The sequence below is a fragment of the Spirillospora sp. NPDC029432 genome, from assembly GCF_040703975.1.
Lineage (GTDB): Bacteria > Actinomycetota > Actinomycetes > Streptosporangiales > Streptosporangiaceae > Spirillospora.
Genome location: NZ_JBEZWH010000016.1, coordinates 91,710 through 114,852 on the forward strand (window position 1 = coordinate 91,710; position 23,143 = coordinate 114,852).

At 69.0% G+C, this 23,143-nt stretch carries 17 protein-coding genes; all 17 read right to left on the reverse strand.

From position 1 onward, the window contains the following. Positions 1–57: 57 nt before the first annotated feature. Positions 58–300, reverse strand: a complete 243-nt coding sequence (locus tag AB0881_RS15735) for a hypothetical protein (RefSeq protein ID WP_366617582.1) — start codon at positions 298–300, stop codon at positions 58–60. A 202-nt stretch (positions 301–502) separates the two neighbouring features. Beyond that, a complete protein-coding gene (locus tag AB0881_RS15740) occupies positions 503–4,375 on the reverse strand; it encodes a DNA-directed RNA polymerase subunit beta' (RefSeq protein WP_366617584.1) in 3,873 nt (1,290 codons plus the stop codon). Positions 4,376–4,395: 20 nt separating this feature from the next. Then, positions 4,396–7,863 (reverse strand): DNA-directed RNA polymerase subunit beta, encoded by a 3,468-nt coding sequence (gene rpoB, locus AB0881_RS15745; RefSeq protein ID WP_366617586.1) that lies wholly within the window; start codon positions 7,861–7,863, stop codon positions 4,396–4,398. A gap of 492 nt (positions 7,864–8,355) precedes the next feature. Continuing rightward, on the reverse strand, positions 8,356–9,456 hold the full coding sequence (locus AB0881_RS15750) for a hypothetical protein (protein WP_366617588.1): 1,101 nt from the start codon (positions 9,454–9,456) through the stop codon (positions 8,356–8,358). Further along, complete coding sequence (locus tag AB0881_RS15755) at positions 9,453–9,950, reverse strand: hypothetical protein (RefSeq protein ID WP_366617590.1); 498 nt, start codon at positions 9,948–9,950, stop codon at positions 9,453–9,455. Before AB0881_RS15755 ends, AB0881_RS15750 begins: the two co-directional genes overlap by 4 nt. 17 nt (positions 9,951–9,967) lie before the next feature. Next, positions 9,968–11,449, reverse strand: a complete 1,482-nt coding sequence (locus AB0881_RS15760; RefSeq protein WP_366617592.1) for an MCE family protein — start codon at positions 11,447–11,449, stop codon at positions 9,968–9,970. After that, on the reverse strand, positions 11,446–12,804 hold the full coding sequence (locus AB0881_RS15765) for an MCE family protein (RefSeq protein ID WP_366617594.1): 1,359 nt from the start codon (positions 12,802–12,804) through the stop codon (positions 11,446–11,448). The genes AB0881_RS15760 and AB0881_RS15765 overlap by 4 nt, the downstream gene beginning before the upstream one ends. Continuing rightward, positions 12,801–14,057, reverse strand: a complete 1,257-nt coding sequence (locus tag AB0881_RS15770; RefSeq protein ID WP_366617596.1) for an MCE family protein — start codon at positions 14,055–14,057, stop codon at positions 12,801–12,803. The genes AB0881_RS15765 and AB0881_RS15770 overlap by 4 nt, the downstream gene beginning before the upstream one ends. Before the next feature lie 18 nt (positions 14,058–14,075). After that, positions 14,076–15,185 carry an MCE family protein gene (locus tag AB0881_RS15775; RefSeq protein ID WP_366617598.1) on the reverse strand — a complete coding sequence of 370 codons (1,110 nt, stop codon included), beginning with the start codon at positions 15,183–15,185 and terminating at the stop codon, positions 14,076–14,078. Then, complete coding sequence (locus tag AB0881_RS15780; RefSeq protein WP_366617600.1) at positions 15,186–16,217, reverse strand: MCE family protein; 1,032 nt, start codon at positions 16,215–16,217, stop codon at positions 15,186–15,188. Continuing rightward, positions 16,214–17,557 (reverse strand): MCE family protein, encoded by a 1,344-nt coding sequence (locus AB0881_RS15785; protein WP_366617602.1) that lies wholly within the window; start codon positions 17,555–17,557, stop codon positions 16,214–16,216. Before AB0881_RS15785 ends, AB0881_RS15780 begins: the two co-directional genes overlap by 4 nt. A gap of 7 nt (positions 17,558–17,564) precedes the next feature. Beyond that, positions 17,565–18,416 (reverse strand): ABC transporter permease, encoded by an 852-nt coding sequence (locus tag AB0881_RS15790; RefSeq protein ID WP_366617604.1) that lies wholly within the window; start codon positions 18,414–18,416, stop codon positions 17,565–17,567. After that, positions 18,416–19,114, reverse strand: coding sequence for an ABC transporter permease (locus AB0881_RS15795; protein ID WP_366617658.1), 699 nt, complete (start codon positions 19,112–19,114; stop codon positions 18,416–18,418). The genes AB0881_RS15790 and AB0881_RS15795 overlap by 1 nt, the downstream gene beginning before the upstream one ends. A gap of 149 nt (positions 19,115–19,263) precedes the next feature. Then, entirely contained in the window at positions 19,264–20,325 is a 1,062-nt protein-coding gene (locus AB0881_RS15800) for an ABC transporter ATP-binding protein (RefSeq protein WP_366617606.1), read from the reverse strand. A gap of 563 nt (positions 20,326–20,888) precedes the next feature. Beyond that, positions 20,889–21,281, reverse strand: coding sequence for a 50S ribosomal protein L7/L12 (gene rplL, locus AB0881_RS15805; RefSeq protein ID WP_366617608.1), 393 nt, complete (start codon positions 21,279–21,281; stop codon positions 20,889–20,891). A gap of 60 nt (positions 21,282–21,341) precedes the next feature. After that, a complete protein-coding gene (rplJ, locus tag AB0881_RS15810; protein WP_366617610.1) occupies positions 21,342–21,896 on the reverse strand; it encodes a 50S ribosomal protein L10 in 555 nt (184 codons plus the stop codon). Between the two features lie 323 nt (positions 21,897–22,219). Continuing rightward, positions 22,220–23,068 (reverse strand): hypothetical protein, encoded by an 849-nt coding sequence (locus tag AB0881_RS15815; protein ID WP_366617612.1) that lies wholly within the window; start codon positions 23,066–23,068, stop codon positions 22,220–22,222. Positions 23,069–23,143: the final 75 nt, after the last annotated feature.

Genomic DNA, 23,143 nt, shown 5'->3' on the forward strand with positions numbered 1-23,143 from the left:
CTGGGGCCCGTTCCAGACGGAACGGGCCCCAGCGCGTCACTCGGCCGGTCTCGTTGCCTACGGGAGGGCGGTGCACTCCACCGTCGCGCGGCGCTCGGTCATGCCCTGTTCGACGGCCGCGGTCACGCAGCCGCGCTGCTTCTCGGTGAGCTTGGGCTGCCCGCACTGGGTGACCCCCGAGTAGGTGCGGCAGTCCTGGCGCGCGGTGCCGTCCCCCGACGGCTGGGCCGCGCTGGCGGCGCCCGCGCCGCCGATCCCGAGGACGGCGGTCAGCAGCACTCCGGTCATGACCCTCTTCATCCGTCTTCTCCCCCGTTCTCTGGCATCTCCGTCGTGCACGTTAGCCAACGAGAACGTCCTTCCCCGTCCCTAACCCGGCAAGACGCAACAAAAGGTAATAAAAGGAGATAAAGCGCAGGTCATGGCCGCGGGCAAAGGGAGAGGCCCCTCCCGAGCCCGGCTCGGAAGGGGCCTCTGCGCTGCCCTCGGAAGTACCGCCCGATCAGCGGTTGTACTGGCCGAAGTCGTACTCCTCCAGCGGGACGGCCTCGCCGGACCCCTGGCCGAAGGCGTACTCGGCGCCGTCGTCGTACGAGCCGACGCTGTAGACGGCGGCCTTCGCCTCCTCGGTGGGCTCCACCCGGACGTTGCGGTACTGCGGCATGCCGGTACCCGCCGGGATGAGCTTACCGATGATGACGTTCTCCTTGAGGCCCAGCAGCGGGTCGCTCTTGGCGTGCATGGCCGCCTCGGTCAGCACCCGCGTCGTCTCTTGGAAGGAGGCGGCGGACAGCCAGGACTCGGTGGCCAGCGACGCCTTGGTGATGCCCATGAGGACCGGACGGCCCGCGGCGGGCACCCCGCCCTCGGCGACCACGTTGCGGTTGGTCTCCTCGAAGAGGGGACGCTCGACGAGGTCGCCCGGGAGCAGCTCGGTGTCGCCCGACTCGAGGATGTTCACCCGCTTGAGCATCTGGCGGACGATGATCTCGATGTGCTTGTCGTGGATCGACACACCCTGCGACCGGTAGACCTCCTGGACCTCCTGGACCAGGTGGAGCTGCACGGCGCGCGGGCCGAGGATGCGCAGCACCTCGTGCGGGTTGATCGCACCCGCGATGAGCTGCTGGCCCACCGTGACGGGCTGCCCCTCCTTGACCAGCAGGCGGGACCGCATCGGCACCTGGTAGGCGATCTCGTCCGAGCCGTCGTCCGGGACGATGACGACCTTGCGGGTCTTCTCCGTCTCGTCGATCTTGACCCGGCCGGCCACCTCGCTGATCGGGGCCACACCCTTGGGGATGCGGGCCTCGAACAGCTCCTGGACACGCGGCAGACCGTGCGTGATGTCGCCACCGGCCACACCACCGGTGTGGAAGGTGCGCATCGTCAGCTGGGTGCCGGGCTCACCGATGGACTGCGCGGCGATGATGCCGACGGCCTCGCCGACGTCCACCCGCTTGCCGGTGGCCAGCGAGCGGCCGTAGCAGGCGGCGCAGACACCGATCTTGGCCTCGCAGACCAGCGCCGAACGGGTCCGGACCTCCTCGACCCCGGCCTCGACCAGGCGCGACACCACCGAGTCGGACAGGTCGGTGTCGGCCGGGAAGATGACCGTCCCGTCGACCACGACCTCCTCGGCGATGGTCCGGCCGACCAGGCTCGTCTCCGAGGTGGCCGGCTTGACCAGCGAGCCGTCCTGGAGCCGGTCGGCCACCCGGAACGGGATCGTGCGGTCGGTGCCGCAGTCCTCCTCGCGCACGATGACGTCCTGCGCGACGTCCACCAGACGACGGGTCAGGTAACCCGAGTCGGCGGTACGGAGCGCGGTGTCGGCCAGGCCCTTACGGGCGCCGTGGGTCGAGATGAAGTACTCGACCACCGACAGGCCCTCGCGGAACGAGGACTTGATCGGCCGCGGGATGGTCTCGCCCTTCGGGTTGGACACCAGGCCGCGCATACCGGCGATCTGCCGGATCTGCAGCGGGTTGCCGCGGGCACCGGAGTTGACCATCATCCAGACCGGGTTGGTCCGGGGGAAGGCCGCCTCCATGTCCTTGGCGACGTCCGCCGTGGCGTGGTTCCAGATCTCGATGAGCTCCTGCTTGCGCTCGTCGTCGGTGATCAGACCGCGGTTGAACTCGCGCTGCACCTTGTCGGCCTGGCGCTCGTAGTCGCCCAGGATCGACTGCTTGTTCGGCGGGACGACGACGTCCTCGATCGAGATGGTGACCCCGGACCGGGTGGCCCAGTGGAAACCGGTGCTCTTGAGGGCGTCCAGCGCGTTGGCGACCTCGACCTTGGGGTAGGTCTCGGCCAGCTCGTTCACGATCGCCGACAGCTGCTTCTTGCCGACCTCGTAGTTCACGAACGGGAAGTCGTTCGGCAGCGTCTCGTTGAACAGCGACCGGCCCAGCGTGGTCTCCAGCCGGTACGGCTGGCCGGGCTCGTAGCCCTCGGGCGCCTGCCAGCCGCGCGGCGGCGGGACGTCCTTGAGCCGGATCTGGATCTTCGCCTGGAGGTCGAGCTCGCCCCGGTCGTAGGCCATGATGGCCTCGGCGACCGAACCGAACGCCCGGCCCTCGCCCGGCGCGCCGTCCTTCTCGGTCGTCAGCCAGTAGAGGCCGATCACCATGTCCTGGGTGGGCATGGTGACGGGCTTGCCGTCCGACGGCTTGAGGATGTTGTTGGTGGACAGCATCAGGATCCGGGCCTCGGCCTGCGCCTCCGCCGACAGCGGCAGGTGGACCGCCATCTGGTCGCCGTCGAAGTCGGCGTTGAAGGCGGTGCAGACCAGCGGGTGGATCTGGATGGCCTTGCCCTCGACCAGCTGCGGCTCGAACGCCTGGATGCCCAGCCGGTGCAGGGTCGGCGCGCGGTTCAGCAGCACGGGGTGCTCGGTGATGACCTCTTCCAGCACGTCCCACACGACCGGGCGGGCCCGCTCGACCATCCGCTTGGCGGACTTGATGTTCTGCGCGTGGTTGAGGTCGACCAGCCGCTTCATCACGAACGGCTTGAACAGCTCCAGCGCCATCTGCTTGGGCAGGCCGCACTGGTGCAGCTTGAGCTGCGGGCCGACGACGATGACCGAACGGCCGGAGTAGTCGACGCGCTTGCCGAGCAGGTTCTGCCGGAACCGGCCCTGCTTGCCCTTGAGCATGTCGGACAGCGACTTCAGCGGGCGGTTACCGGGACCGGTGACCGGGCGGCCGCGGCGGCCGTTGTCGAACAGCGCGTCGACGGCCTCCTGCAGCATCCGCTTCTCGTTGTTGACGATGATCTCGGGCGCGCCCAGGTCGAGCAGGCGCTTGAGCCGGTTGTTCCGGTTGATCACGCGGCGGTACAGGTCGTTCAGGTCGGAGGTCGCGAAGCGGCCGCCGTCCAGCTGCACCATCGGACGCAGGTCCGGCGGGATCACCGGGATGCAGTCGAGCACCATGCCCAGCGGGCTGTTGCGGGTGTTGAGGAACGCCGAGACGACCTTCAGCCGCTTGAGGGCGCGGGCCTTCTTCTGGCCCTTGCCGGTGCGGATGATGTCGCGCAGCTTCTCGGCCTCGGCGTCGAGGTCGAAGTTCTGCAGCCGGGCCTGGATGGCCGCGGCGCCCATGCCGCCCTCGAAGTACTTCCCGAAGCGGTCCCGCATCTCGCGGTAGAGCAGCTCGTCGCCCTCCAGGTCCTGGACCTTGAGGTTCTTGAAGCGGCTCCAGACCTCTTCGAGGCGGTCGAGCTCGCGCTGCGCCCGGTCGCGCAGCTGCTTCATCTCCCGCTCGGCGCCGTCGCGCACCTTGCGCTTCTGGTCGGCCTTCGCGCCGGCCTCCTCCAGCTCCGCCAGGTCGCCCTCCAGCTTCTGCTGGCGGGCCTCGACCTGGGCGTCGCGGGCCTGCTCGATCTGCTGGCGCTCCACCGAGATGTGCGCCTCCAGCGTGGGCAGGTCGCGGTCGCGCCGCTCCGCGTCCACGCTGGTGATCATGTACGCCGCGAAGTAGATGATCTTCTCGAGATCCTTCGGGGCCAGGTCGAGCAGGTAGCCGAGCCGGCTGGGCACGCCCTTGAAGTACCAGATGTGCGTGACCGGCGCGGCCAGCTCGATGTGGCCCATCCGCTCGCGGCGCACCTTGGCGCGGGTCACCTCGACGCCGCAGCGCTCGCAGATGATGCCCTTGAAGCGGACGCGCTTGTACTTACCGCAGTAGCACTCCCAGTCCCGGGTCGGGCCGAAGATCTTCTCGCAGAAGAGCCCGTCCTTCTCCGGCTTGAGGGTCCGGTAGTTGATCGTCTCCGGCTTCTTCACCTCGCCGTGCGACCACTGGCGGATGTCGTCGGCGGTCGCCAGACCGATGCGAAGCTCGTCGAAGAAGTTGACGTCAAGCAACTGTTTTCCCCTTGAGTTGATCAGACCTCTTCGACACTGCTCGGCTCACGCCGGGACAGGTCGATGCCGAGCTCCTCCGCAGCGCGGAAGACGTCCTCATCGGTGTCGCGCATCTCGATGGACATGCCGTCGCTCGACAGGACCTCGACGTTGAGGCAGAGCGACTGCATCTCCTTGATGAGCACCTTGAAGGACTCGGGAATGCCGGGCTCGGGGATGTTCTCGCCCTTGACGATGGCCTCGTACACCTTCACGCGGCCGAGCACGTCGTCGGACTTGATGGTCAGCAGCTCCTGCAGCGCGTACGCGGCGCCGTAAGCCTCAAGGGCCCAGACCTCCATCTCACCGAAGCGCTGGCCGCCGAACTGGGCCTTACCGCCCAGCGGCTGCTGCGTGATCATGGAGTAGGGGCCGGTCGACCGAGCGTGGATCTTGTCGTCGACCAGGTGGAGCAGCTTGAGAATGTAGATGTAGCCGACCGAGATCGGGTCCTTGTACGGCTCGCCGGTGCGGCCGTCGAAGAGCCGCGCCTTGCCGCCGGGGCCGACCAGGCGGTCGCCGTCCCGGTTGGGCAGGGTGCTCTCGATCAGGCCGGTCACGTCGTTCTCGCGGGCACCGTCGAAGACCGGGGTCGCGGTGTTGGTCCACGGCTCGGCCTCGTCGGCGCCGATCTCCTTGAGAGCGCGCTTCCAGTCGGCGTCGTCGCCCTCGACCTTCCAGCCGCGGCTGGCCACCCACCCGAGGTGGGTCTCCAGCACCTGCCCCACGTTCATTCGACCGGGGACGCCCAGCGGGTTGAGGACGATGTCGACCGGGGTGCCGTCCTCGAGGAACGGCATGTCCTCGACCGGCAGCACCTTGGAGATGACGCCCTTGTTGCCGTGCCGGCCGGCCAGCTTGTCACCGTCGGTGATCTTGCGCTTCTGCGCCACGTAGACGCGGACCAGCTCGTTCACGCCGGGCGGGAGCTCGTCGCCCTCGTCGCGGGAGAACACCCGGACGCCGATGACCTTGCCCTGCTCGCCGTGCGGCACCTTCAGCGAGGTGTCGCGGACCTCGCGCGCCTTCTCACCGAAGATCGCGCGCAGCAGCCGCTCCTCGGGAGTCAGCTCGGTCTCGCCCTTGGGCGTGACCTTGCCGACGAGGATGTCGCCGGGGACGACGTCGGCGCCGATCCGGATGATGCCGCGCTCGTCGAGGTCGGCCAGCACCTCCTCGGAGACGTTCGGGATGTCCCGGGTGATCTCCTCGGGGCCCAGCTTGGTGTCGCGGGCGTCGACCTCGTGCTCCTCGATGTGGATCGAGGACAGGACGTCGTCCTGCACCAGGCGCTGGCTGAGGATGATGGCGTCCTCGTAGTTGTGGCCCTCCCACGGCATGAACGCCACGAGGAGGTTCTTGCCGAGCGCCATCTCGCCCTCGTCGGTGCACGGGCCGTCGGCCACGACCTGGCCCACCTCGACCCGCTGCCCCTCGTGCACGATGGGCTTCTGGTTGAAGCAGGTGCCCTGGTTGGACCGCTTGAACTTGGCGACCCGGTAGGTGGTCCGGGTGCCGTCGTCGTTCATGACGGTCACGTAGTCGGCGGAGACCTCCTCGACCACGCCGGCCTTCTCGGCGACGATCACGTCACCGGCGTCGACCGCGGCACGGTACTCCATGCCGGTGCCGACCAGCGGCGCCTCGCTGCGCAGCAGCGGGACCGACTGGCGCTGCATGTTGGAGCCCATCAGCGCGCGGTTGGCGTCGTCGTGCTCCAGGAACGGGATCATCGCGGTCGCGACCGAGGTCATCTGCCGCGCGGAGACGTCCATGTACTGGACCTCGCGCGGCGGGACCAGCTCGACCTCGCCGCCCTTCTTGCGGATCAGGATCTTGTCGTCGACGAACGAGCCGTCCTCGTTCAGCAGCGAGTTGGCCTGCGCGACGACGAAGCGGTCCTCCTCGTCGGCGGTCAGGTAGTCGATCTGCTCGGTGACGACGCCGTCCACGACCTTGCGGTACGGGGTCTCGACGAAGCCGAACGGGTTGACCCGCCCGAAGGCGGCCAGCGAGCCGATCAGGCCGATGTTCGGGCCTTCCGGCGTCTCGATCGGGCACATGCGGCCGTAGTGCGACGGGTGGACGTCGCGGACCTCCATGCCCGCACGCTCACGGGACAGACCGCCCGGGCCGAGCGCGTTCAGACGCCGCTTGTGCGTCAGGCCCGCCAGCGGGTTGGTCTGGTCCATGAACTGCGACAGCTGGCTGGTGCCGAAGAACTCCTTGATGGAGGCGACGACCGGCCGGATGTTGATCAGCGTCTGCGGCGTGATCGCCTCGACGTCCTGGGTCGTCATCCGCTCGCGGACGACGCGCTCCATGCGGGCCAGGCCCAGGCGGACCTGGTTCTGGATCAGCTCGCCCACCGTGCGCAGGCGCCGGTTGCCGAAGTGGTCGATGTCGTCGACCTCGATCGGCACGGGGACGGCCCCGAGGGTGGCCTCCTCCTCGCCGGCGTGCAGCCGGACGAGGTACTCGACCGTGGCGACGATGTCGTCCTCGGTGAGCGTGCCCTGCCGCATGTCCAGGTCGAGACCCAGCTTCTTGTTCACCTTGTAGCGCCCGACCTTGGCGAGGTCGTACCGCTTCGGGTTGAAGTAGAGGTTCTCCAGCAGGGTCTGCGCCGACTCCTTGGTCGGCGGCTCGCCCGGCCGCAGCTTGCGGTAGATGTCGAGCAGCGCGTCGTCCTGGCCGGAGGTGTGGTCCTTCTCCAGCGTGACGTTGATCGACTCGTAGCCTCCGAACCGCTCGCGGATGCGGTCCTCGGTCCAGCCGAGGGCCTTGAGCAGCACGGTCACCGGCTGCTTGCGCTTGCGGTCGATGCGGACGCCGACGTTGTCGCGCTTGTCGATCTCGAACTCGAGCCAGGCGCCGCGGCTCGGGATGACCTTGCAGCCGTAGATGTCCTTGTCGGACGCCTTGTCGAGGGCGCGGTCGAAGTACACGCCCGGCGACCGGGTCAGCTGCGAGACGACGACACGCTCGGTGCCGTTGATGATGAAGGTGCCCTTCGGCGTCATGAGCGGGAAATCGCCCATGAACACCGTCTGGCTCTTGATCTCACCAGTGGTGTTGTTGATGAACTCCGCCGTGACGAACAGCGGAGCGGAGAACGTCATGTCCTTGTCCTTGCACTCCTCGACGGAGTACTTGGGCGGCTCGAACCGGTGGTCGCGGAACGAGAGGGACATGGTCCCGGAGAAGTCCTCGATGGGACTGATCTCCTCGAAGATCTCCTCGAGGCCCGACTGGGTCGGGACGCTCTTACTTCCGGCCTTCTGGGCCGCCTCGACCCGGGCCTTCCACCTCTCATTGCCCAGCAGCCAGTCGACGGAGTTGGTCTGCAGAGCAAGGAGGTCCGGGACTTCGAGCGGCTCCTTGATGCGCGCGAAGGAGACGCGGTGCGGACCGGTTGCGGTATTCGAGGCGTTGCGCGAGGCTGCCAAGAGTGGTCCTTCCGAGGGCTCGCGGCGTAATTGACGACACGCACGCCAGACGACCCACAGCGAGCCCTGGTCCTGGATGGGCCCCGGAAAAGGGGCAGGACAGGGGTGCTCTCACACGTGGATAGTCAGAGGGCAGCGCAAAGGGGCAGTGTAGCCGACCACCACACCGCTCGCAACTCTACCGCCGCAGTATGCATCACAGTTGCCATGGAGCATCGCCCCTCAGCGCCGGAGAGTCAAGAGCGGACTTGGACTTTTCGGGCTCTGACCTGCAGTGAGGAAGGCCATAGTTTAGGATCCTCCGCGCTACCGGCCGGCCGACGCGCCGAGACCCGCCCTGAGAGCCGCTCCCGCCGCGGGACGGTGAGCGTGCCGGAAGGCGCCCGAACGGCGCGCTGAGGGCCGCTGAGGCCCTCGCAGGCGGAACGCGGCGGGCGGTGACCGCCCCGGGATCGGGGACCGTCACCGCCCGCTCAGAGCGTCCGGGCCCGTTCAGAGGACCTCGACCTTGGAGGCCAGCCAGCGGTCCCCGACCTTGGTCATGCTCATCCGGAGCGTGAACTGGCTCGGCAGCCGCTGCGGCTGCCCGCTCTTGTCCGTCTGCGTGGACTTCACGGTCTGCTGGTTGAGGAACACCAGGACCGTTCCCTTGGTGGGCGACATCTCCTCGACGGCGGTCTTCACCGCCGTGCCGGTGACCATCGCCTGCTCCTGCGGGGCGAGCGTCCGGACCCGCTCGGCCTGCTGCTCGAACTCCTTGCGGAACTGGCCGGTCGCGTAGCCGGTGGCCCGCCGCATGTCGGCGTCGACCGTACGGTAGTCGTACGACGAGATGCTCTGCGCCGCCTGCGTCGCCGCGTAGGTCGCCTGCTTGGTGGCGTCCTGCGTCGCGTCCAGGTTCGACTTCTGCGTCCACAGCCAGCCGACCCCGGCCGCCACCAGGACCGCGACCAGCGCGAGCGACACGAGCGCGCGCGACCCGCCGGCGGGCGCCGCGACGCGGACCCGCCTGCGAAGGGGCTTCTTCCCTCCGCCGGAGTCCTCGCCCTTCTCCGACTTCTCCGACTTCTCGGCCTTCTCGCTCTTGCTGGACGCCTCGGGCTCGTCCTCGGAGTCCTCGGAGTCCGCCGAGTCCTTTGCGTCCTCTGGGTCCGCCTTCTTGGAGAGCTCGACCGTCTCGGCGCTCTCGGCCTTCTCCGGCTCGCCGGACTCCTCCTCGGAGTCGTCCGCCTCAGAGTCGTCCTCGGCCTTGGCGTCCGCCTCTGGGGCGTCCTCGCCGGGCTCGTCAGCGTCGTTAGAGCCCTTGGAGTCCTTGGAGTCCTCGGTCGTCTCGGCGGCCTCGGGCCCGTCCTCGTCCCGGTCGTCGGCCTCGTCCAGAGCGGCGGCGGCCTCGGCGGCCTCCTTGGCGGCCTGCTCGGCGAGTTCGGCCAGCTCGGCGGCCTTGCGGGCCTTCTCCTTGGCCTCGGCGGCGCGCCGTTCGGCCGCGGAGAGCGGGGCGGTCTCCGCCGTCTCCTCCACCGCCTCCCCGGCCTCGGTCGTGTTCTCGGGAGCGCGGTCCTTGACAGGCCGCCTCCCTCGTCCGAGGAACGTCACGGAACCACTCCAAGCTTGGAAACGAGCCAACGATCACCGTCGCGGGTGAGCTCGAAGTCCCAGCGACCCGACATCGGCATGCCCTGCGGCACCTTCTCGTTGGTCGAGATCGCGGAGACCCAGACGATGACCTCGGCCGAGTCGCGGTCCATCGAGACCAGCCCGGCCCGCGCGGTCTGCACCGACGAGGACGTCTTGGTCTTGGTGACCGTCTCGGTGAGCGTCTTGGCCAGCGTCGCCCACTGGTCCTTGGCGGTGCCGGTCATCCCGCCGGTCACCCGGGCGATGTCCTTCTGCAGGTTCTTGTGGTCGAGCGTCTGCATGTTGATCGCCGTCTGCTTGGCCGACTGCAGTGCGGCCGCGCGCCGGTCCTCATCCTGCCTGGCCGTCCAGATCTGCCGGCCGAGCAGTCCGGCGGCGACGGCCAGGGCGACGATCACAGCGCCCAGCGCCCACAGGCCGATACGGCCCCGGGGCTTCGCCTCCGACTTCACTATCGCGCCGTTCCCTTTCACCGCATCAGCGGGTCGAGTAGGAGCATCTTCCACGAAGCGTCTCCGAGCAGACGCTGCTGGCTTCCGGAGGCGCCCAGCTGGTAGCGCTTGCCGTCCGGGCCGTAGACCACACCGGTCGACGGATCGTACCCGGCCAGTTCGACCGCCTTGTCCGGGAAGGGGATGTAGACGCTCTGCAGCGCCGCGTCCTGGCCGGAAAGCGACGTCGTGCCGCCCTGGCCCTGGGCGCCCGTACGCCCGGAGTCCTTGCCGCCGCCGTCCTTGCCCTTGGCGTCGGAGCCGTACGCGCCGCCCTCGGGGAACCCGGCGCCGTCGGTGGCGCCCGGCGGGACCTTCGGCGCCGGCGAGATCGCGTCCTTGGGGAAGTTGCGGGCGCCGCGGACGGCCTTGCCGGAGTCCTTGGGGTCCTTGCAGCCGATGTCCAGCCGCGGCTTGCGGTGCTTGGTGTCCTGCGGCCAGCGGGTCTCTTCCTTGCTCTTGTACCCGGTGGTGCACGGCGGCGGGTGGTCGATGTTGAGCGCCAGCCCGAGGTGCTGGGTGCCGTCGCCGGGCGTCACGGTGAACGCGCCGCCCACGGTGAGCGGGTACAGGATGAACAGCGAGCGCAGCCCGGCCTTCCGGGTGGCGATGACCTGGCCGGTGGTGGTCAGGTTGGCCAGCAGCACCGGCAGCGTGGGCGCCAGGCCGTCGATGGTCTTGTCGGCCTGGACGACCGCGCCGGGGGTCGCGTCGATGACGCCGCGCAGCGCCGGGTCGTCCCGCCGCAGCTGGGTGGTCAGCTCGTTCAGGTTGCGCGCGAAGCCCCGGATGTTGGCGCCCTGCTGCCGCTGGGTGTTCAGGACGACCGCGCCGTTGTCCAGCAGCCGCTTGGTGTCGGGGTACGCCTGGTCGGCGGTCTGGATCAGCCGGTCGGTGTCGTCCAGGATCGCCTGGAGGTCGGCGGCCGAGCCGGAGAACGCCTTGTCCAGCTCGTCCACGATGGTGCCGAGGTGCTGCGGGTTGACCGAGGAGACGAGCTTGTCGACGTTGCGGAGCAGCTCGGCGGTGGACACCGGCAGCTTGGTCCGCTCGCGCGGGATCGTGTACGCGCCGTGCTCGTCCACCTGGTCCAGGTACGGGCCGCCGGCCTTGCTGGGCTGGAGGTCGATGTACTGCTCGCCGACCGCGGAACGGTTGGCGACCACGGCGCTGGTGCCCTCGCGCGGGATCCGCTTGCCGCGGTCGAGGATCAGCTCGACCTTGATCCCGCTGTCGGTGAGCCGGATCGGCCCGACCCTGCCGACGGCGACGCCGCGGTAGGTGACCTCGGCGTTTGTGAACACGCCGCCGGAGTCGCTCAGGTCCACGTACGCCGTGTACTGGCGGTCCAGCAGGCCCCGGCCGAGGCCGATGTAGTTGACCGAGATGATCCAGACCCCGATCACCGTGATGACGGCGAACGCGAGCAGCTGGATCTTGACGCCGCGCTTGAGGATCACGACAGGCCCCCCGTCATCAGCGTCTGGAGATCTTTCTCGCCGGGGCCGAGCGAGCGGGGCCTGGGGCCGCCGCTCGGCGACGGCGTCCCCGTCGGGGTCCCGGTGCCGTTCTGCGTGCCGGCCCCGGGGATCCCGCCGCCGGCGCCGGGCAGGCCCGGCAGGCCGCCGTTCTGGCCGGTGCCTCCGGCGGGCGTCTCGGGGAGCACGCCCAGCGGCGTCCGCGGCAGCGTCACGTTCGGGACCGTGAGCATGCTGCGCATCTTCTCGCCGCTGCCGAGCAGGTTCTCCAGCTCGGTGCCGCCGAACAGGTTGCGCGCGATGGACTCGAAGTCCAGGTCCAGGGTGAGGTGGACGTTGCCGTAGTCGCCCTTGATGACGTTGTCGAACGTGGCCGGGAACGGCCAGGTCAGCAGCCCCTCCAGGGCCTTGGGCAGGTCGGCCCCGGCCTTGTTGAGGTTGGTCAGGATCGTCTGGAGGTCCTTGAGGTTGGCCAGCAGGTCGGCCTGGGACCGGTTGATCACGTTGGTGGTGGTGCGGCTCAGCCGGTCCAGCGCCTTGAGCATCTTGGTGAGGTCGGCGCGGTTGCGGTTGAGGATCGTCAGGGCCGGGCCGGTCTTGTCGATGGTGTCGGCGATCGTCTTCCGCTCGGCCGACAGCTTCCCGGACAGCCGGTCGATGCTGTCGATCGCCCGGGTGATCTCGCCGCGGTTGCGGTCGAGGGTGCCGACGAACGTGTCGACCCGGTGCAGCACCGACTTGATCGTGGACGTGCGGCCGTTCATCGCCGCGTTCAGCTCGCGGGTGATCGTGGAGACCTGCTCGATGCCGCCGCCGTTGAGCAGCATCGACATCGCCGACAGGACCTCTTCGATCTCGGTGCTGCGGGTCGTGCGGGCCAGCGGGATGAGGTCGCCGGAGGCCAGCTCGCCCTGGGGCGCCTCGCCGGGCGGGTTGGACAGCGCCACGAACTTCTCGCCCAGGAGGCTCGTCTGCCCGATGGTGGCGACGGCGTTGTCGGGCAGCTTGGTGTCCCGGCGGACCTTGAGCGTGACCAGCGCGTGCCAGCCGCTCCTGGCGCCGCCGGCCGCCGGCTTGCTGCCGGTGAGCTCGATCTTCTCGACCTGGCCGACCGAGACGTCGTTGACCTTGACCATCGACTGCGGCACCAGGTCGAGCACGTTGGAGAACTCGACCTTGACCGTCTTCGGCCGGTCGCCCAGGTCGGCGCCGCCGGGCAGCGGGAGCGAGTCGACGCCGCGGAACGAGCAGCCCGACAGCGCGGTCACGCCGGCCAGCGCGGCGATCCCGAAGGCGCCCAGGCGCCGGGCGCGGGGCCTGTCGACGGGGAGCTTCATTCGCCACCTCCGGGCAGCAGCGCGCGGATGTCCCTGGGCTTGGTCCCCGAACCGGCCTGCTTGGTCTGGTTCCGGCCGCCGTTGCCGCTCTGGCCGTTCTTGCCGCCGGGGCCGTACGCGTCCGGCGGGATGGGCTCCGGGTCGTAGTGCGTGGTCAGCGCGGTGATCCAGGACAGGTCCAGGCTGAGCCCGGTCAGCGCCTTGCCGATCCCGTTGTACGGGGTGACGAAGTCCAGGCACTGCTTGGCCGGGGTGCCCACCGAGTACGCCAGCGAGCAGATCCAGTCGGCCAGGTCGTGGAACTGGCGGAGGTCGGCCCGGTTGTGGATGGTGCCGCTGATCGGGTCGTACGCGCGCGCCAGGTTGTTGATGCCCAGCGGCGCGACCTCCAGCAGCTCGGCCAGGGACTCCTTCTCCTTGACCAGCACGCCGGTGATCTGCGCCAGCTGGCGGACGTTGTCCGACAGCTGCCCGCGGTTGTCCTTGATGAAGCGCTGGACGTTGCGCAGCGTGGGGCCGAGGCTGTTGAGCGCGGCGCTCAGCTCCTCCTTCTCCCCCGCCAGCTGGCCGGACACCCCGTTCAGGTTGGTGGTGAAGCTCCGGATCTGCTGGTCGTTGGCCTTCATCGTGTCGGTGATGACGCGCAGGTTCTCGATCGTCTTGGCGACGTCGCCGCGGTCGGCGCTGAGGGTGCTGAGCATCTTGGACGTGTCGGCGATCGTCTGCCGCATGTCGGTGCCCTGCCCCTGGAGGGTGTTCGCGCCGACCTGGAGCAGCCGCGACAGCGCACCGTCGGCGTTGGCGCCCTCGGGCCCCAGCGCCTTGCTGAGGTCGTTCAGGCCGCCGCCGACCTCGTCCACCTCGACCGGTACGGCGGTGCGGTTGATCTCCAGCGTCTGGCCGTTCGGCATCACCGGGCCGCCCTTGTAGACGGGGGTGAGCTGGATGTAGCGGTCGGCGACCAGCGTCTGGTTGACGATCACCGCCTGGGCGGTGGCCGGGACCTTGTACTTGGCCTCGTACTCCAGCTCCACCCGGACCGCGCCGCCGACCGGCGTCACCTTGGTGACCTTGCCGACCTGGATGCCGAGGATGCGCACGTCGGCGCCCGCGTACAGGCCGACCGTCCGGCTGAAGTACGCGGTCACGCGCTTGTGCTCCGGTTCGCGCAGGAGCACCACCAGCACGGTCGCGAGCACGGCGACGGCCAGGAGCGCGCCGCCGAGGCGGAGGACCATTCCTGAGTTACGCACGGATACCTGCCTGCTCGCTTACGGGAGGAAGGGCAGCGGGTTGCCGCGCTGCCCGCCCTGCTGTTGGCCGCCCTGCTGCTGCCCGCCCTGCCGGCCGTTCTGCTGACCGTTCTGCTGCTGACCGTTCTGGCGGGTGCCGGCGGCGCCGTTGCCCTGGGCCTCCGGGTCCTTGATGGACGCCGGGATGGGGATCAGGTTCTGGAGGTAGGCGTCGAACCAGCGGCCGGTCCCGGTGACGTCCGAGAACTGCCGCGCGAACGGCGCGAACAGCTGCAGGATCCGGTCGAGGTTCTTCTGGTTCTTCAGCAGGACCCCGTTGACCTTCTCCAGGTTGTCCAGCATCGGGCGCAGCTGCCCCTCGTTCTCCTTGATCAGCGCGTTCACCTGCTGCGACAGCACCACGGTGTTGACCAGCAGCTGGTGGATCACCTGCCGCCTCGCCCGCACCGCCTGGAGGATCTTGTCGCCGTCCTGGACGAGCCGGGCGAAGTCCTGGTTGCGGTCGGCGAGCAGCTGCGACACGTCCGCGGCGCGGCCGGTCAGCTCGTGCAGCTCCCTGTCGCGCGAGGCGACGGTGTTGGACAGCCGCCGCAGGCCCTTCAGGGACGCCTGGATCTCCTCCGGCGAGTTGCGGAAGGTGTCGGCCAGCACGTCGAACGACTGCGCGACCTGCCGGTGGTCGATCTTCTGCACCCGCTGGGTCAGCTCGCTGATCGCGGGGACCACCTCGAACGGGACGGTGGTCCGCTCGACCGGGATCTCCTTGCTCAGCCGGCCCGTACCGCGCGGGTCCAGGGCCACGTAGTGCGCGCCGAGCATCGTCTTGATCTTGATCTCGGCGCGGGTCAGATCGCCCAGCCGCACGTCGTCGTTCACCCGGAAGGTGACCTTGACATGGTCGCCGGCCAGTTCGAGCCCGGTGACCTGGCCGACCTTGACCCCGGCGATGCGCACCTCCTCGTCCGCCTTCAGCCCGGCGGCCTCGGCGAACGCGGCGGTGTGCTCCCGGCCGCCGCTCAGGAACGGGATGCTGTTCAGGTTCATCGCCACCAGCAGGGCGACGATGATGACGGCGAACGCGGCGAGGCCGATGGGGACCGGGTTGCGCTCCCGGAACGGGATCCTCATCTACTTGCACCTCGCGTTCTCGTTCACGATCGCAGGGGTCTGGTAGACGGGACCGCCGGGCAGCCGCACGCGCGCGTCCATGCCGCAGACGTACATGTTGAACCAGGAGCCGTAGGAGGAGATGTTGATCAGCTCCTCCATCTGGTGCGGCGTGTTCCGCAGGGCCCTGTCGACGTCCCCCTTGTTCGCGTCGAGCGTCCCGGCCAGCTTGCGCAGGCCGGCGATGTCGTTGCGGATGCTCGGACGGGCGCTCTTGAGCAGGTCGGCGGTGGTGCCCTCCAGCTGGTTGATCGCCGCGACCGAGTCGAAGATCGCGTCGCGGTCGTCGGCGACGCCGCTCACGAACCCGCGCAGGTCGGCGATCAGCCGGTTGACCTCGTCGTGCCGCTGGTCGATGGTGCCGAGCACCTTGTTCAGGTTGTCGATCACCCGGCCGATGACCTGGTCGCGGTCGGCGAGGGTGTTGGTCAGCGACGCCACGTGCGTCAGCAGGCTGTTGACCGTCCCGGCCTCGCCCTGCAGCGTCTGCACGATCTGGAACGCGAGCTTGTTGACGTCGTCCGGCTGGAGCGCGGTGAACAGCGGGCGGAACCCGTTGAACAGCACGGTCAGGTCCAGCGCGGGCTTGGTCTGGGACACCGGGATGGTGCCGCCGGGGCTCAGGTAGTCGTTCGGCGCGCCGGGGCCCTCGACCAGCGCCAGGTAGCGCTGCCCCATGAGGTTCCGGTAGCGCACGTTGACCTGCGTGGACTTCGGCAGGCCCGCCTCGAAGACGCCCTCCTTGTTGACGCTGAAGGTCACCTCGGCCCGGTTGCCCCGGTGCAGCTCGATCTTCTCGACCTGGCCGACCCGGACGCCGGCGACCCGGACGTCGTCGTTCTCCAGCAGCCCGGCGACGTCGGTGAAGACCGCGCTGTACGAGCGCGCGTCGGTGAACCGGACGTTGGCGATGGTCATCGCGAGCACGCCGGTGGCCAGCGAGGTGGCCAGCACGAAGATCAGCAGCTTGACGGCCGCGCCGGTGGTCTTCACTGGACGTTCACCACCGATCCCCGCAGCAGCGGCCCATACAGGAGCTGCGCCACGTCCGGCACCTCGTCGGCGGGGGTCCGCGTCATCGGCCCCACGATGCTGTCGATCCGCTCGCGCTCGCTCATGTCCTGGCCGGGGTCGACGAACACGCCCGAGGTCGCGCGGCCGCGGCTGCCCGCGTTGTGCGGGTTCGGCTGGTTCGGGTCGTGCGGGTTCTTCCACCACAGGTCGTCCTGGGTCCCGTCCAGGGCCAGGTAGTCGGGGAAGGGCACCTGCGGGTTCGGCAGGTTGTAGCAGCGCGGGTTGCGCTGGTCCTTCGCCTCGGGCACGTCCAGCGGGTACTTGTACGCCGGCCGCGGCTTGACGATCTCGATGGTCAGGTTGAACGAGGAGTTCTTCCCGCCGCCCGCCTCCTCGGCCCGCGACTTGATCTTCATCATCCCGTCCAGCACGCAGGGCAGCGACGGCGAGTAGCGGGCGATCAGCGACAGCCCCTCCCGGCTCGCCACGTTCATCCCGATGATCTTCGGGGTGTTGTCGGCCACGAACCGGTTCCCCTTGTCACCGAACCCGGTCACCATCGGGATCAGGTCCTCGATCTCGCGGCGCTTGTCGGTGATCGTCTTGCTGGTCACATTGATGTTGCGCAGCGTGTTGAGCAGGTCGGGGGCCGCGGCGCTGTAGATGTCGGACACGTCCGACAGGGCGCGCAGGTCGTACACCAGCGTGCGCAGCTCCGGGTTGATCTTCTTCAGCAGCGAGTCCGCCTGCTCCAGGTTCCGGCCGATCTGCTCGCCGCGGCCCTGGAGCGCGGTGGCGACCGCGTTCAGGGTCGCGTTCAGCTTCTCCGGCCGTACGGCCTGCAGCAGCGGCAGCAGGTTGTTCAGCACCCGGTCGATCTCGACCGCGGTCTGCGACCGGTCCTGCTGGATCACCTGGCCCTCGCGCAGCCCCTTCGCCCCGGCCTGCGCCGGGATCTGGAGGTCCACGTACTTCTCGCCGAACAGCGTCTTGGGCAGCAGCCGCGCCTGGACGTTGCCGGGGATCAGCTCGGCCTTGTCCGGGTCCAGGGCGAGTTCGATCTCGGCCCCGTCCGCGGTCGCCCGGGTGTCTCGGACCTCGCCGACGATCAGGCCGCGGACCTTGACGTCCGAGCGCGGCAGCAGCTGCAGCCCGGCCCGCTCGGCCCGTACCGTGACCTCGGTCACCGGGGTCAGCGCCTTGTTGAACAGGGCGACGGTCAGTGCCAGCAGCAGCGCCAGCACGACCACCATGGACAGGCCCAGCAGCTGGTAGCGCGCGCGCTGGGACAGCCCCTTCGGGTTGGCGACATGGGTCATCGCGCCGTCACCCCGCTATCCGTACGGTCGTGGTGGCTCCCCAGATCGCCATGCCCATCATCAGGTCGGCCACGTTAATGACGACGATGCTGGTCCGCACGGCGCGGCCCACCGCGACGCCGACGCCCGCCGGGCCGCCGCTGGCGTTGTAGCCGTAGTAGCAGTGGATCAGCATCACCAGGACGGAGAAGACGATCACCTTTCCGAACGACCACAAGATGTCGTACGGAGGCAGGAAGAGTTTGAAGTAGTGGTCGTAGGTGCCCGTCGACTGCTCGTAGAAGATCGTCACGATCAGCCGGGTGGCGCCGTACGAGGCGAGCAGCCCCACGATGTACAGCGGGATCACCGCGATCATCCCGGCGATCATCCGGGTGGTGACGAGGAACGGCATCGACGGGACGGCCATGACCTCCAGCGCGTCGATCTCGTCGGAGATCCGCATCGCGCCCAGCTGGGCGGTGAAGCCGCAGCCGACCGTGGCCGACAGCGCCAGCGCCGACACCAGCGGGGCGATCTCGCGCGTGTTGAAGTACGAGGCGACGAACCCGGTGAACGCGGCGGTGCCGATCTGGTTCAGGGAGTTGTAGCCCTGCAACCCGACCTGGCTGCCGGTGAAGAACGTCATGAAACCGACGATCACCACGCTGCCGCCGATCACGGCGAGTCCGCCGGTGCCGAGGCTGACCTCGGCCAGCAGCCGCATCACCTCGGTCCGGTAGCGGCGCAGCACCCGGAAGATCCAGGCGAACGCGCGCGCGTAGAACGACAGCTGGTGGCCGAAGTCCTCCAGGCGCTGGAGCGGGGTGCCCAGCCACCTGAAGAACGGCTTGCGGGTGCCTCCCAAGGGCGCGCTCATCACATGCCCTTCTGGGGGACGAACTGGAAGTACAGGGTGGAGATCAGGAAGTTCTCCAGGAACAGCAGCATGAAGGTGATGACCACGGTCTGGTTGACCGCGTCACCGACCCCCTTGGGGCCGCCCTTGGCGTTCAGCCCCTTGTAGGCCGCGACGAGCCCGGCCGTGATGCCGAAGACGAACGCCTTGATCTCCGCCTGGATGAGGTCGGGCAGCTGCGCGATCGCGTTGAACGAGGCCAGGTAGGCGCCGGGGGTGCCGTCCTGGAGCATCACGTTGAACACGTAGCCGCCGGCCAGCCCGACCACCGAGACCAGGCCGTTGAGGAAGAGCGCGACGAACGCGCACGCGAGCATGCGCGGCACCACCAGGCGGTGCAGGGGGTTGATCCCCAGCACCTCCATGGCGTCGATCTCCTCACGGATCTTGCGGGAGCCGATGTCGGCGCACATGGCCGAGCCCGCGGCGCCCGCGACCAGCAGCGAGGTGACCAGCGGGCTGGCCTCGCGGACGATCGCGACCACCGCGGTGGCTCCGGTGAACGACTGCGCGCCCAGCTGCCGGATCAGGCCGCCCACCTGCAGCGACAGGATGCCGCCGAAGGGGATGGCCACCAGCATCGTGGGCACGACGGTGACGCTGACGATGAACCAGGCCTGCTGGATGAACTCACGCCACTGGAACGGCCAGACGAACATCGCCCGGACGGTGTCCAGGCAGAGAGCGAAGAACCTGCCCGGTTCCTTGATGACGACGTTGGCCGCGCCGTCGGAGATCTTGCGGAACTTGGCGGGGGCGTCGCCCCCCTTGCCTCCTCGCTGGTCCGCGCCGATACCAGGAGTGGACATCAGGCCGTCGCACCCGCCCCGGGGTGTCCGCCGCCCTTGTAGACGCCCGGGCCGCCGGCCGCGCCGGCCACCGGGCCCATCGCGGCCACGTACCGCGGCCACTCCTCGACCCAGTTGCGGCCCAGGTCGTCGATGAACGACCCGGGCGGCGGGACGACGCCGTGCGCGGCGCACCAGGAGCCGGGGGCGTGCTGGGTCGGCCGGATGCGGCCGTCCGACGGCATCAGCTGCGGCGGGATCGGGGGCAGCTTGCCCGGGTCGTGGCCCATCTTGGCCTCGGCCTCCAGCTCGGAGACGTCCTTCTCCTCCGACATGCCGATCGGGCCGACCTTGCGGGCGTTGAGGAACTGCCGGACGACCGGCTCCTCGCTGGACAGCAGCATCTCGCGCGGACCGAACATCACCAGCTCGCGGCGGAACAGCAGGCCGATGTTGTCCGGGACGGTGCGGGCGGTGTTGATGTCGTGGGTGACGATCAGGAACGTCGCGCCGATCTGCGAGTTCAGGTCGACGATCAGCTGGTTGAGGTAGGCGGTGCGGACCGGGTCCAGACCGGAGTCCGGCTCGTCCACCAGCAGGATCTCGGGGTCGAGGACGAGTGCGCGGGCCAGGCCGGCGCGCTTCTTCATCCCGCCGGAGATCTCGCCGGGCAGCTTCTTCTCGGCGCCGAGGAGACCGACCATCTCCATCTTCTCCATGACGATGCGCCGGACCTCGGACTCGCCCTTCTTGGTGTGCTCGCGCAGCGGGAAGGCGATGTTGTCGTAGAGGTTCATCGACCCGAACAGGGCGCCATCCTGGAACAGCACGCCGAACAGCTTCCGGGTGTCGTACAGCTGGGACTCGGGCAGGTACGGCAGGTCGCGGTCACCGATCCAGATGTGGCCGTTGTCGGGCTTGAGCAGGCCGACCAGGGACTTCAGGAAGACCGACTTGCCCGTGCCGGAGGGCCCGAGGAGAACGCTGATCTCTCCTGCGGGAAGCGTTAGCGATACGTCCTGCCAGATGGTCTGGCGGCCGAAGGACTTGGTCAGGCCTTCGACCCTGATCTCGACGCCCACTCGTCACCTTTCGTCCAGGCCGGGGGGTTCCGGAACCAATGAGCGAGTAGCACACTCAGGCTGCTGTCGCGCCATCACGCCTCGTGTCCAACCCGTTGCTACCGTCCGGTAGCTGTGGCGGGTGCCACTACCGTAGCGGCCCCCTCCGAAAATGGAAGGGGGAGGGGTGCGGATCAGCAGTAAAAAAGTGGCGCTGTAAGACAATCGTTACTTACGTCGCCGGACAGGCTACTGCCGGTGACCCCCGAGCCCCGAACCCGGGGCTGAGGTGGACGGACGCTACGGGACGGACCACTGGGGCGCGATGCCTTGAGGGACGCTACGCGGGCTCCGCCACCCCACACAACTCGCCTTCGCACCCGGTTTCCGGACACGGTTTATCACCCCCGGACAAATCAATGCCGCCCGGCGGAACGCGCCCCCGGCCGCCCGCCGGCGCCGTCCGGGAACGCGAAAGCGGCCGCCCCACCGAGTGGGACGGCCGCTTCGCACGCGAGGGCCGCGGAGCCGGCGTACCGGCTCCGGACACTGCCTCGCGAGGGTCTTTCCGGGTACCGCCGGAGTTACTTGACGGTCACCGAGGCGCCGGCCTTCTCCAGGGCCTCCTTGGCCTTGTCGGCGGTCTCCTTGTTGACCTTCTCCAGCAGCGGCTTCGGCGCGCCGTCGACCAGGTCCTTGGCCTCCTTGAGGCCGAGGCTCGTCAGGGCGCGCACCTCCTTGATGACCTGGATCTTCTTGTCGCCGGCACCCTCGAGGATGACGTCGAACTCGTCCTGCGCGGCGGCCTCGTCGCCACCGCCGGCGGCGCCCTGGGTGGTCGGGGCGGCCACGGCCGCGACCGGCGCGGCGGCCTTGACGTCGAAGACGTCCTCGAACTGCTTCACGAACTCGGAGAGCTCGAGAAGGGTCATCTCCTTGAAGGCGTCGAGCAGTTCGTCGGTGCTGAGCTTCGCCATGATGTGTTCCTCCGCTATGGCTGTCTGTCTGGGGTGTTGTGGAACCGCGGGTCCCTGCCGCTACTCGGCGGCGGGTGCCTCGGCCGTCTCGCCGCCCTCGCCCTCGCGCTTGGCGCGCAGCGCCTCGGCGAGCTGGGCGGCCTGGGTCGGGAGCGCGTTGAACAGCGCGGCCGCGTTGGCCATCGAGCCCTTCATCGCACCCGCCAGCTTGGCCAGGAGCACCTCGCGCGACTCGAGGTCCGCCAGCTTGCCGACCTCGGCGGCGTCCATCGACTGGCCGTCGATGTAGCCGCCCTTGATCACAAGCAGCGGGTTCGCCTTGGCGAAGTCACGCAGCCCCTTGGCGGCCTCGACGACGTCGCCCTTCACGAAGGCGATGGCGGACGGGCCTTCGAGCAGCGAACGGAACTGCTCGTCGACACCGGCCTCGTCGGCGGCGCGCTTGGTCAGCGTGTTCTTCACCACGGCGAACCTGGCGTTCTCGCCGAGGTTGGTGCGCAGCTCCTTGAGCTGCGCCACCGTGAGCCCGCGGTACTCGGTCAGCACGGCGCCGTTCGAGCTCTCGAAGTCGTTCTTGAGCTCGGCGATCGCCGCAGCCTTTTCGGCCTTTGCCATGGGCCTCCTTCCGATTACCTGGGTGGGAAGCCGCCGGGGCGAAAAGCTCCAGAAACACAGGAACGCCCCGGCGCAGGCGCACGGGGCGTGGCACGACACTCGAAAGCGGAGGTCGTACGAAGCTCTCGTCTCACCTACGCGGGCCGCCCGAATCTCTTCGGGTCCTTCGGCCGCCCATGTGGGCGGCGACCGGCGGTCTTCGGCAACCAACAGAGTAAGCGCCGAGGGCGCCGCATACCAAATCGCGCGCCGGACGGGAACGGCCCGCCGGCGCCGGAGAGGCGCCCGCGGGCCGTGATGCCGTCCTGCCGTCTCGCCGCGGATCAGTTCCGCAGTCCGGGCAGGTTGAGGTCGCCGGTCTCCGCCGTGGCCGGAGCCACCACGTTCACGGGCCTGTTGTAGTCGCTGTACGTCGCGGTCGTGGTCATCTCGTTCGCGCCGGCCGCCACCTTCACCGAGATCTTCCGCGGCAGGTCGTCATCGCCGACCCACACGTCGAACGGGATCTCGGTGACCCCCAGCTGCTGGTACGACTGCCGCATGGCCTGCTGGTTCTCGGCGTCGAGCTGGGCCAGCGCCTCCTCCACGCTCACCGTCCCGGCGTAGTGCCGGGTGCGGACGCCCTCGACGGTCTCCGTGCCGACCTCGCGGGCGTTCTTGGACGCGGTGAACATCTTGGTCTGCTCGGCCGGGCTCTGCCGCCTGGCCTGCTCCATGGCCTGCTGCATGTTGAGGCCGCCGGTGATGTCCCGGCTCAGCTCCGAGATGGCGACCCGCCCCCAGGGCTTGCCCCCGGTCGCCTCCTCCAGCCCGGGCATCTTCATGTACATCGCGTCGCCGACCACCCGCATCTCGTACGCGGGGACGCGCTGCCCGCCCACGTTCATGGAGTCGAAGTTCATGCCCATCGCGACGTCCGGCCGCAGCCGCATCTCGATCCTGGCGTTCATCTGGGTGGTCTGGCCCTCGGCCGTCCCGGCGATGCTCATGCCCATCCTGAACGAGTTGATCTGCCCACTCTTCTGGGCGGCCTTGCCGAGGACCTGTGCCGCCGTCTGCTTGATGGCCTCACGGGCCTGGTCCGCCCTCTCCTTGCCCTCGCCGAGGCAGCCGGTGAGAGCGAGCACGAGGGTGGTGGCCGCAGCCGTTCCCGTGAGGAGGCGACGCAACATCAGGGGGTTCTCCTGTCGTCATGACAACGTCCGGACAGCGATCGCCGGACGCTATCTCTGACGCGCGAACGACCG